The organism is Bacillus sp. SIMBA_008, from assembly GCF_046535495.1.
Taxonomy (GTDB): Bacteria; Bacillota; Bacilli; order Bacillales; family Bacillaceae; genus Bacillus; species Bacillus subtilis.
This window is the reverse complement of record NZ_JAWRWL010000283.1, coordinates 1-286: the sequence shown is the minus strand read 5'-3', so window position 1 is coordinate 286 and position 286 is coordinate 1. Positions and strand designations below refer to the sequence as shown.

General features: G+C 32.2%; 1 protein-coding gene. It reads right to left on the bottom strand.

The window, feature by feature from the left end:
- The coding region (locus tag SB658_RS23220; RefSeq protein WP_410602630.1) for a DUF2200 family protein at window positions 1-96 on the bottom strand (96 nt) is incomplete at its 3' end.
- Window positions 97-286: the final 190 nt, after the last annotated feature.

The following is a 286-nucleotide window of genomic DNA, read 5'->3' as shown; positions in this document are numbered from 1 at the left end:
GACTTCAGCCTTTGTTCGTCCTTTTCTCTCTGCCTTTGCGATGTAGAGAGGATAGACTTTTGCAAAGCTCATTGTGTAAATTTTAGGTTTCGTCATGTGTTCTTCTCTCTTTCTTTATTAAATATTTGTCATGTATTACCTAGGCAAGGTGCCTTTAAAGTTATGGCTATAAATACAACTTATAAACGATATATCAACCTTTACTATTCCCCTTTTTATTCTCTTTATCTTTTTTGAAACCCCTATATTTAAGAAATTGAACAATACAAAATCCAATGAATACACA